Origin of the sequence: Paraburkholderia sp. BR14312, from assembly GCF_040948675.1 — a bacterium.
Classification (GTDB): Bacteria; Pseudomonadota; Gammaproteobacteria; order Burkholderiales; family Burkholderiaceae; genus Paraburkholderia; species Paraburkholderia nodosa_A.
In genome coordinates this window covers 17,321-27,544 of the sequence record NZ_JBFPKI010000029.1, presented here as the reverse complement: position 1 = coordinate 27,544, position 10,224 = coordinate 17,321, and the positions used below count along the sequence as shown (strand labels likewise).

Below are 10,224 nucleotides of genomic sequence, written 5' to 3'. Positions count from 1 at the left end.
CGAAATCGAACCGCCGGTGCCTGCGGGATTACAGGCGTTGACGCCCGCGCAGGTAGCACTGACCGAGTTTCTGATGCTGGATGCGGATTGGCTCGCCGCCGCCGCCGAGGCCAGCCCGTCATTATTGGCCCCAGAATCCCAGCGGGAGCGAAGACAGTCGCTTTGATCCCTGGTTACGTGAGTTGCCGGTTGAGGAAATGCGGGCGAAACTGCGCATGCTGCTACAGGGACGCAGCCGTGAAGCGGAGCGAACGCTTCGAAACGCTTTTCTCAAATGGTAGAAGGGTAGGAATGCAAAGCAATTGAATTTTCCCGGGCGCCGTCGAATATCCGGGATCGAATCAAGGGTTGCCTCTCATCGCGCCATCCGTGAAAGAAGGGAGCAGGACGCACGCCAGGCGGCCGAGGCCCGCCGTCGTGAGGAACGCACACGATACCTCACATCACTTCTCGAACAGGAAGACACGGCGTGGTCAAGCATCGATGCACAACTGCGACGCACGACGGGCAGCGCCTACGATCAGGCATTCCAGAAGTTGCAGGATCTCGCCGAAGCGTATGAAAACGCCAGGCGGGATGCCGTATTCCGGCGTCGTCTGGCGCAAATGATGTCGAGTCATGGCAAGCGGGGCGCCTGGCTTGCCCGGCTGCAAAAAGCGGGGTATTTGTGGCAACCCAGGTCTTGGCCTCCCTGGCCTGACCTGCTGAATCCGCAAATCTGGGATGAACTCTGAGCCCAGTTGGCCCGGCATATATGCCAATTTTCGGCGATTTGACCAAGGCATCATAACTTGGACGCCTATGATAGGAAATTGTGCTTACCTTGTCGCTACCCCTTGTCGGGACTCAGTGCCGTTGCGCAGGCTTTGCTTTCGTTCGCGTATGCGCGGGCATGTATCGAGTCGCGGCAGGGTAAAGGAGGCTTCTCGCCGAAGTCCCCGATGCAATTGAGTTAGGCCGACGAGAGGACTGCCTGCATTCAAGGGAAGTCCACGGTACATGCGAGCCTGTCAAACGGCGCTTGGAGGACGCCATAAACGATAATTCCGGGTTCGCTCGTCATCATCCGATATAGCCGCCGCAGCACGGGATAGCCATTGGGAACGCCGAATATTTCTTCCACTTCGGCGGTGGCGGGTGCCGCGTCGATGACCAGATAGGTCCGGGTGACGTGGATCGCGTGCTTGGCCAGAGCGTCGACGACGAAGCGCTCTCCGAACTCGTCCACAATATCGTCGCCGATATCCGGAGAAAGATAGGTCGTGTCGTACACGACTGGCGCATCGTCCATCCAGATCGTTTTTCGGACACAGAGCATCACGTGGTCGGGCAGGGCGATCGTACTCAAGGTCGGATCGGATATTTTCTCTCTCGTGACCGATACTGAACGTATGCTCGAATCGTCAAACGACGGCTGCATCGCGTCGAGTTGATGCAACAGCCGCTTTTGTTGTTTGACGTATGTTCCTTTCCCGGGAATCGATACGAGCGTCCCTGCGGCTTGCAGGTCGCGTAGCGCACGCTTTATCGTAATCGAACTAACACCGAATTCTTCACTAAGCATGGCCGTCGACGGGATCGCGGCGTCGGGAGAATAGGTGCCGACTGCGATGCGTCGACGGAGTTCCTCGCGTACCGTTTCATGCAGCGACGGGGAGGGTTGTAATTGGGGCTTGATCAAGTTGACTCTCGGGCGCGAAAGGTCGATGGGACCAACGGGACTATAGCCCGGGCGTCCATGGATGCCTAGTATCCCAAGCATTTACGGAACGTTTTGCGGACAACGGGCAGCATCCGGCGCACCGCTTTACATCGAAACAGCCCAGGCGTCCTGTGACGAACTGTCGGATGTCGGGAAGGCGCTAAACAATCGGCGCACCGACATCAACGACGGTTCAGGTCTCACCTTGAAGCTCATGCGCCTCGCAAAATATACTAGGTATCATTTCGGTGTAACCGCCAACTGAAAATAGGGCGATATGGCGCAGCGACCGGCATCCATGGCTTGGGGAGCTGACCCCAAACGGCATAACGGCCCCCGGGGTCGTAACGCGGGCGTCGCGACTGAGCCTCTACGAGAACACCGGGATAGCAACATCACGAGCGCACTCAAGTTTGCCGATCTCGCACTGAAGATCACGAGCTGGCCGATCGGGATCGTTACGTCGGACGCCAAGGGTCCTACTGCCGCTGCTTCGCGATCATCATCAATCTGCAATGCGCAATAACTCAATGAACTCGCGCATCGAGCCATGGTTTTCCATGTCCATTCCTTGTTCGAAGATTTCCGCGCCTTTCGACACCAAGGCGGTTCCTCGGAGGTTGCGCAGAAACTTCTCTTCCACGTCTGCATCCTCGAACGGACGGCGCCAGTGACCCAGTGGCCATTTCACTGACGTCTCGAGCAAACGACCGTCTGATAGCATGATGGTCACGGACGACATATGCTGATCGATCTTCCAGAATGCTTCCTCAGCGACCGGATCGACTTCGACGTCGATCTTTTCCATCAATTCAAGAACGTCCTCGCTTGCCATCAAGGATGGTTCATACCATTCTCGTCCCGCTTGGAGGGAGAGCGCCGCCATTGCAGATACATACTGGACGGACAATTGGGCATTGATATCGGAAGGCGGTCGCCTGTCGGAGAACCATTCCGATATTCTTGAAATCGTCCGAATCTGAATGCTGCGTATATCTTTGTGGTCAATCGAGTGCTGTTCGGCCAGATTTGAAATTGCTTCGATGGTCGTATGGAGAAATGCGCAGCATGGAAATGCTTTAAAGGACGATTCTCTCGTTCGCCAATTGTGGGCGAGATCAGCAGAAAGCAGGCTGGCATTGAATCGATCGGATCCAATGATGCTAGCGAAACCTCTGTGGGGGTCACTAAGCATCGCGAAGGGGCCGATGATGTCGTGACGTGCGCAGAGTGCGGCCTCGATTCCCGCTAGGGCCATCTGGCCATAGTTCGCCTTGAGTGCATGCGCAGGCTGTCCATACTGGACGTACCACAGAGGCAGACAGGTATTGGCCGCGGCGTGGCCTAGCGCAGAGCGGAACTGCTCTTCCGAGCCGCCAGCGACGACCATGGCGGCGGCTCCGGCAGCCAGGCCGTGCCATGCGTGATATACAGCGAATCGCAGATACACTTCGGGACTGGCTTGCGTGGCGTCGTGCAGTCGGAGACCTGCCTCATAACCGGCGACGACACCGGCGAGAAACCGCTTTGGTGGGGTATTTAGATGTTCGCTGAGCGCCAGCGCGGCAGGTATGACCGTCGCACTTGGATGGCCTACCGCGACGTCCTCGTAGTCGAGAACATCCGACAACCACGCGTTCACCTTGCCAGCCAGCGATGGCGGCATACGCAATGAGGTTCCCAAAACGGTGCAGCCATCTTGTTGTTTGGTGCTCCCGTAGCTGGCCAGGATCTTGCGGCCGAGCACCGTGTCCGTTCCGGCAACAATGCATCCGATCGTGTCCAGCGTCAGCAGTTTTGCCTTATGGACGACGTCTTCGGGAATGCGCTCGTAGCTGAGATCCGTGAGAAAGCGCGCTAACAGCCCGGCGTGTGCATGGACTGGATTGTTCGGAAACAGGATATGGTCCCGGTGTGACGACGCGGATTGCGCGTCAGCCGACGCAGTGCAGTCCTCTTCGTTTATCATTCGTGCCCTCTATGTCTAGAATTATGCTTCGCGAGAAACGTTGATCGCGGATAGCGAATCGCCGAATTCGGGCTGCTCCTTGTAGCCATGCGAAGTGGCCACCATGACGACGCGAGCGTTCTGTCCAATCTGCCCGTGATCTATCAATCTGCGCAGTCCCGTGAGCGAGGCGACACTCGAGCGCTCGAGGTACAGTCCCTCACGCGCGAGTACAAGCTGGTCTGCGATGACCTGTTCATCGCGGACCGCGACACCCACACCGTCAGTCGAATCGAGCGCCAGTAAAGTCTGGCGAGTAACGGTATCGCCTCCGATTGACTCCATGACCGTGTCCCCCGAATAGTCGCTGCAAACCATGCCATGCCCCTGTTGCGCTAGACTGATTCGTGGGAATGGTTCGACAGCGTGAACCTTTGGAATGGAGTGCACCAGACCCGAGTCGCGAAGGTCCCGGTAGCCTTTCGCAATACCCCAGAGCACGTCACCGCGTGCGGTCGGAACGATGATGTCCGTCGGCGGACGCGCCGAAAATTGCAGGTAGAGTTCGAATGCGATTGCGCGATAACCGTCGACGCCAAACGGATTGCTCCCGACGGGCGGCATGATCGAATTTGTGACCGGATACCATTCGCCCTGCCGCACACGCTGGGCGATGAGGGCCCAGCGATCGTCTGGATTTTTGGTCGCGATGATTCGCGCGCCATGCATTTCGATTGCTCTGCGCCAGTTCGGGCTGATTTCCGGTGTCGTCACGACCACACATTCGATACCGGCTCGGGCGGCATAGGCTGCCGTCGAAACCCCGGCATTGCCGCTCGATGCAACCGCGACGGTCGTCGCGCCGACGTCGATCGCTCGCTGGACAACGATTGCACCCATCCTGTCCTTGTGGGAGCCGGTTGGATTGCAGAATTCATTTTTTGTATGCAATGCATCGATGCCCAGTGCGACGGCGAGCCGGGGCAGCGCCGATAGCGGCGTGTTGCCTTCTCCCAGTCCCGTAGCACCGCGATACGACAGCCAGTCCGTGATGTTTTCGGTATTCAGGTCCGCCGGAAAAGCGGTGTAATGCGGTGCGACGCTCGCCGGTGTGCCCGCCCTTTGGCACGACGGGCAACCTTCGAAATAGTCGTCCAGCGCGTGTACTAGCCCGCACTGGATACACTTCATGCCGGAAACGTTGGGATTGAGTCGGCTCATCAGTTCGCTCCCGGGAGGTATGACGTGGCCGCGTCCTCCAAAAGTCCGAAAAGACAATCGCCGCGGCTCGCCAATGCCGGATGCCGCTTGCAAACGACCAGTCCCGCACGGCGGAAGTAGATTTCGACGGGCGGATCATGCGGTCGGTCGATCGAATGCAGGAGCCCGGCAAGCTGACCTTCTTCGACTCGCTCGCCGAGCTGTGCCATGGGCTCGAACAACCCGTCGTATTCGGCATACACGAACAGGTCCATGCTCTCGCAACTCATCAACGTGACTTGCGCGGGATCGGGCACGTCGCATGACGACAGGATGCCAAGATGCTTGAGAAGTCTGAGCGAGCCCTCTTCGGCCAGCGTACAGCCGTTTCCTCGAAGCGTGGTACCGCCGCCCAGCTCCGCCGTGATGACCGGCACCCCGAATTGGGCAGCTGCAGCAGGCAGTGTGGTATTGCCGCCGCCACCGGCGCCGTCGGTAAATTCCGCAAGCGGCACGCCGAATACACGCAGCAGGTCGTGCAGGCGTTCGATTTCCGCTTCCGTATTTGCGCTACGGACGAGTGCACACGGCATATAGTCGAGCGAGCGGCCGCCCGAGTGGAGATCAACGACGAGATCGGCCATCGGCAGAAGCACTTCGCAGACATAGTGCGCGATCATTTCGGTGGCGGTACCGTGCGCGCGCCCGGGATAGACGCGATTGAGGTTGCCTCCGTCAATGGGTGAAACCCTTCGCCCCGCCTTGACCGCCGGAAAGTTGAGTGACGGAAGAATGATCACGCGTCCGTGCAGATTGTCGTGGACTAACTGCCTCGCGATGCGCATAAGGCCGATCTGGCCTTCGTACTCGTCGCCATGCGTTCCCGCGAGCAGTACCGCAGTCGGACCGTCGCCATTTTTCACGCAGACGACCGGAATCGGAATCCAGCCATACGCGGACGTGTCGGTGGAAATCGGCAGCCGCAAGCAATCGACTTGCTTGCCGTTCTTTTCGTAGTCGATCGTCGACCAGATTCGTGTAGAGCCTGACATGTGAAACCTATGAGAGATCGGATGTTTATCGAATCACGGGAAGGGTTTCTGGCGAGGGTGGGCACAGGAACTCGATGCCGGACTCGGTGACGAAGACCACTTCCTCGAACTGAAACACAGCGCCATCGCGCTCAAGTTTCGGTTCGATGTGCAGAATCATCCCTGGCTCGATGACCGTCGTGTCGGCCCTCGACAGCGACGGCGGCTCGGTTACGTCGAGGCCACCACCATGACCGATGCGCGATACGGCGCCGTACACCGACCCCAATGCGGCGTCGCGCCACAGTGCGTCGAAGTGTTGGTACACCTCGGAACACGTGATTCCGGGGCGGATATGGTTGACAACATCCAGCGTCAGCAATCTCACCGCCGTGTAGGTCTCGAGTTCCCAATCCTTGGGGTCACCGGCACGAGCGATCCGATTGCGATCGGCCGGATACCCACCATACGTAGCGCGAAAATCGGTCCATACGTAATGACCTACTTCGAGCTTCCGATCCTTCGCCGTGCGAGCGTAGGCGAAATCGCCGCTGGAAAAGAGCATCGCAATCGGATCGGCACTTTCGGCGCCGTTCAGATAGATCTGTGCCTGCATGAGGTAATAAAGTTCGTACTCCGTCATGCCAACATAGGCGTGCTTGATCGTCTGGTCGAATGCCGTATTGACGATCTCATATGCGGTTCGATTGAGATCGGCTTCGAATCTGGACTTGACCAGCCTGACTTTCCAGATCACATCGGCTGCACTTTTGACGCGACCGCTCGCATCGATCGAACTGAGCGCGTCGATCAATCCCAACGAACCACGTCCGAACATGTCTTGACCATAGTCCACTGCAATATGGACACCGCTCCCGGTCGTCTTGCCCTCTAGCCAGTCCGAAACAGCGGTGACAGCTTCGTCAAGATAGCCTTTGTAGTAGACCGGCTCGAAAATTCGATCTCTGAGCTGGATCGTTGTTGCTTCGCCAAGGCTGCCGAAGAGTGCGAAGTCTTGGGATGAAATGGCAGCGAAGATCGGGCGTGCTTTATGATCCCAAGAGAGTTCCTGGTAGTCCGTGAAATAGTCAACGTTTTTCTTGTCGGTCAAAACAATAACGTCGATCCCGGCTTTTGCCATTTCCCGGCGGATGTTGGTCAATCGCTGGCGGAGTTCGTTTTCGGGAACCGGGGGAGCCGGCGCACGGAAGACGACAGGAATGTCGAGTTGAAGTGCAGTCATCTTTAGATCTCCATGTCATGAGACGGAAAGTCAATGGAACAGGCGAGGCGATCAAACGGAGCTTGAACAACGCCATAGATCGTCAAATTCGCGTCGGTGGTAATCATCTTGTAAATGCGACGCAGCATCGGATATCCGTTCGGAACCCCAAATATCTCGGCCGCGCGATCGGAAGCAGGAAAGGCTTCCACAACGATCTGTGTCTTGACGAGCCGGATGTCGCGGCGCTTCAGCGCGTCGACGATAAAGCTGCTGCCGAACTCGTCGATGATCTCGTCTTCTACGTTCGCCGAGAGGTAGCTGGCGTCATAGAGAAGTGGTGAGCCGTCCGATGAAATGACTTTCCTGACGCAGAGCATTGTATGGTCGGGGGCCGCAAGCGTGGCCATGGACGGATCACCGATCTTTTCCCGCGTCACCGAGATCAAGCTGATGTCGGCCCCATGCAGGGACGACATGCGCATATCGAGTTGACGCAGGATTCGCTGCTGTTTCTTCACGTAGGCGCCCTTGCCGCGAATCGTGACCAGCACGCCAGCGGCCTGCAAGTCACGCAGCGCCCGCTTCACGGTAATCACGCTGACATTGAATTCTTTACTCAACATGGCGGTGGACGGAATCGGCATGTCGCTCGCGTATATGCCATTCCTGACCCGCTTGAGAAGTTCGTCGCGCACTGTCTCGTACAAGGACAAAGTTGTCTCCAGTATTGGTCTGTTTATTCAAGCGGCTTTAGATCGACCTTCCAGTTTCGCTACTCGGGTAAACACGAGCGCACCGTCGAAGATCGTTGCTTGACATGCCTGGTATGCCAAGTATACTCAACGCACCAACAAAAGGAAAGGAGACAGTTATGACGATCCAGGTCTGGAGTAAACGGCTGGCGCTTGTTCTTGCTGCGGCGAGCACGCTGATTGGCGGCAGCATCGCCCAGGCGCAGTCAAGCGATAGCCAGGCGATCCACGGTGGGGAAATCACGGTAGGAATTCACAATCAGGTGCCGTGGGGATACCGAAACGCCGATGGCAGCGTTTCTGGCGTCGGTCCTGACATGATCCGGGCCGTTCTCGGTCAGGTGGGTGTCAAGAAAATCAACTTTGTCGTCGTCGACTTCGACGCGCTGATTCCGAGCCTGCTCTCCAAGCGGATCGATGCCGTAGCTTCGGGCTTGGCAATTACCCCGACGCGCTGCAAACAGGTAATTTTCAGCAATCCGGATTTGGCTATCGGCGATGCGCTTCTGGTGAAGAAAGGGAATCCTCTCAATATCCATAGTTATGCGGACGTTGCAAAGAACCCAGCGATTCGGTTTGGCGGCGGACGGGGAAGTTCTGCTGTCGAGCATGCGATCGCTGCCGGAATCCCCAAGGATCGGATTCTTCTGCTTAAAGACGTCGAGTCTTCGGTCGGAGCCATTCTGGCCGGTCGCATTGACGCCGACACCGAATCGGCTTCAACTGTAATCAGTACGCTCAAGGATCCAAACGTCGGCAACCGGCTCGAGCGCGCGACGCCCTTTACCGGGTTGGTAAAGAATGGGCAGCAGGTTGCCAATTACGCGGCAATCGCATTCCGGACGGAGGATTCGAAACTGCGTGACCTGTATAACGCGGGGCTAGCAAAAATGAAGGCCGATGGTTCGATCAAGAAAGTCTTCGAAAAATATGGATTCGGGGAAACCGAGATGGCGCCAACTGACGTAACGGCGAAAGCGGTGTGTGGCGCGGATTATCGATGATCGGGATTTGTCAATCTGAGGAGCGATCGCATGAACTTTCCTGACGTCATTATCGGAATATACAAGGGGTTCGGTATCACCGCGGCGGTCACTCTACTCGGACTCCTGTATGCGGTGCCGTTTGCGCTGGTCGCTGGAATATTGCAGAACTTCGCGACTGGCACTCCGCGCAAAGCAATTACATTCATCATCGAGCTGTGGCGAAGCTCGCCTGTTATTGTGCTGCTCTATGCGTTCTACTATACGCTTCCCGCTTTTGGAATTCATCTTTCCGGGATCACGGTTGGCGCACTCGTGCTCGGACTGAACTCGGGTGCATATAGCAGTCAGTCGGTCCGCGCCGCCTTGCAAGCACTGCCTCGCGGACAATGCGAGGCAGGCTTGGCCTTGGGGTTGAATCGTTTTGAAGCGCTTTGTCTTGTCGAGTTGCCGCAGGCAATCAGAGCCATGATTCCGACGTTCATCAACGATCTTATTCAACTGATCAAGGGAACCGCATTGGTATCTCTTATTACGTTGTCTGACATGACGTTCCGTGCCAAGGAGATCTCGGAGTTGAGCTATAACCCGTTGTTAATTTATTCGAGTCTTTTGTTATCCTATCTGATTCTATGTTATCCAGTGACTATTTTTGGGCGATATCTTGAGACATCGCACGGGAGCCGGCGAGGGCGGTCATGAACTTCGATTTTGATTTTGCGTTGCGAATCGTGCCGCAAGTCCTGGAAGGTGTCGGGAATACGATCCTCGTTGCGATCCTGAGCTTCGTGGGTGCGCTGGCGCTCGGTTTCGTCTGGGAAATGCTGCGCCGTTCCAATGCCGTTGTGCGTCCGATGGTTCAATTCATCATCGATGCGATCAGGTCTACTCCGGCACTTGTTCAGATTTATTTCCTGTTTTTCGTTCTCCCTTCTTACGGAATCGTCTTGCCCGCGTTATTCATCGGTGTATTCGGACTTAGTTTTTACTACTCCGGATATATGGCCGAAGTGTTCAAGGCCGGCATCGACGCCGTTCCGGTTGGCCAGAGCGAGGGTGCGAAAAGCCTCGGGCTCACTTGGTGGGACACCACGGCCTTCGTTATCGCTCCGCAGATGTTGCGAAACGTGGCCGCGCCTCTGGGTGCGTATGCCATTGCGATCCTGAAGTCTACGCCATACCTGGCGGTGATCGCGGTTCCCGAAATGCTAGGCAGCGCAATGGACGTGGCTTCCGAAACCTACCGTTACGCTGAGCCGATGCTTGTTGCTGGTGTGCTCTTTCTGGCACTAGCCCTGATCGCGGTCGTATTGGTCGGAAAGGTCGAGCGCCACCTTGGGATTGGCGCTCCTCAACGATAAGCCGACAGCAGTCTATCAAGAC

10 protein-coding genes are annotated in these 10,224 nt (G+C 56.9%); 4 read left to right on the top strand and 6 right to left on the bottom strand.

Annotated features, from left to right (window positions below):
* Positions 1-302: 302 nt before the first annotated feature.
* Complete coding sequence (locus tag AB3X98_RS40815; protein WP_368607029.1) at positions 303-734, top strand: hypothetical protein; 432 nt, start codon at positions 303-305, stop codon at positions 732-734.
* A gap of 245 nt (positions 735-979) precedes the next feature.
* Here AB3X98_RS40815 and AB3X98_RS40810 read toward each other — a convergent pair whose 3' ends face one another.
* The 6 genes from AB3X98_RS40810 to AB3X98_RS40785 form a co-directional block, all read right to left on the bottom strand.
* Entirely contained in the window at positions 980-1,681 is a 702-nt protein-coding gene (locus AB3X98_RS40810; protein WP_342925243.1) for a GntR family transcriptional regulator, read from the bottom strand.
* Positions 1,682-2,207: 526 nt separating this feature from the next.
* Positions 2,208-3,671: an MmgE/PrpD family protein gene (locus AB3X98_RS40805; RefSeq protein ID WP_069268829.1), complete on the bottom strand. Its 1,464-nt coding sequence runs from the start codon at positions 3,669-3,671 to the stop codon at positions 2,208-2,210.
* 21 nt (positions 3,672-3,692) lie between these two features.
* Positions 3,693-4,871 carry a pyridoxal-phosphate dependent enzyme gene (locus AB3X98_RS40800; protein ID WP_069268828.1) on the bottom strand — a complete coding sequence of 393 codons (1,179 nt, stop codon included), beginning with the start codon at positions 4,869-4,871 and terminating at the stop codon, positions 3,693-3,695.
* Positions 4,871-5,836 carry a succinylglutamate desuccinylase/aspartoacylase family protein gene (locus AB3X98_RS40795; RefSeq protein ID WP_342925245.1) on the bottom strand — a complete coding sequence of 322 codons (966 nt, stop codon included), beginning with the start codon at positions 5,834-5,836 and terminating at the stop codon, positions 4,871-4,873. Before AB3X98_RS40795 ends, AB3X98_RS40800 begins: the two co-directional genes overlap by 1 nt.
* A gap of 91 nt (positions 5,837-5,927) precedes the next feature.
* Complete coding sequence (locus AB3X98_RS40790; RefSeq protein WP_368607028.1) at positions 5,928-7,124, bottom strand: M24 family metallopeptidase; 1,197 nt, start codon at positions 7,122-7,124, stop codon at positions 5,928-5,930.
* A gap of 2 nt (positions 7,125-7,126) precedes the next feature.
* The gene (locus AB3X98_RS40785; protein WP_342925247.1) at positions 7,127-7,813 is read right to left on the bottom strand and encodes a GntR family transcriptional regulator; all 687 of its coding nucleotides are present in this window, start codon (positions 7,811-7,813) and stop codon (positions 7,127-7,129) included.
* Positions 7,814-7,977: 164 nt separating this feature from the next.
* Here AB3X98_RS40785 and ehuB point away from each other — a divergent pair, with 164 nt between their 5' ends.
* Genes ehuB through AB3X98_RS40770 form a run of 3 tightly spaced genes read left to right on the top strand, consistent with a single transcriptional unit; the run spans position 7,978 to position 10,202 of the window.
* Positions 7,978-8,862, top strand: coding sequence for an ectoine/hydroxyectoine ABC transporter substrate-binding protein EhuB (ehuB, locus tag AB3X98_RS40780; protein WP_069268824.1), 885 nt, complete (start codon positions 7,978-7,980; stop codon positions 8,860-8,862).
* A gap of 30 nt (positions 8,863-8,892) precedes the next feature.
* On the top strand, positions 8,893-9,543 hold the full coding sequence (locus AB3X98_RS40775) for an amino acid ABC transporter permease (protein WP_069268823.1): 651 nt from the start codon (positions 8,893-8,895) through the stop codon (positions 9,541-9,543).
* A complete protein-coding gene (locus AB3X98_RS40770) occupies positions 9,540-10,202 on the top strand; it encodes an amino acid ABC transporter permease (RefSeq protein ID WP_069268822.1) in 663 nt (220 codons plus the stop codon). The genes AB3X98_RS40775 and AB3X98_RS40770 overlap by 4 nt, the downstream gene beginning before the upstream one ends.
* Positions 10,203-10,224: the final 22 nt, after the last annotated feature.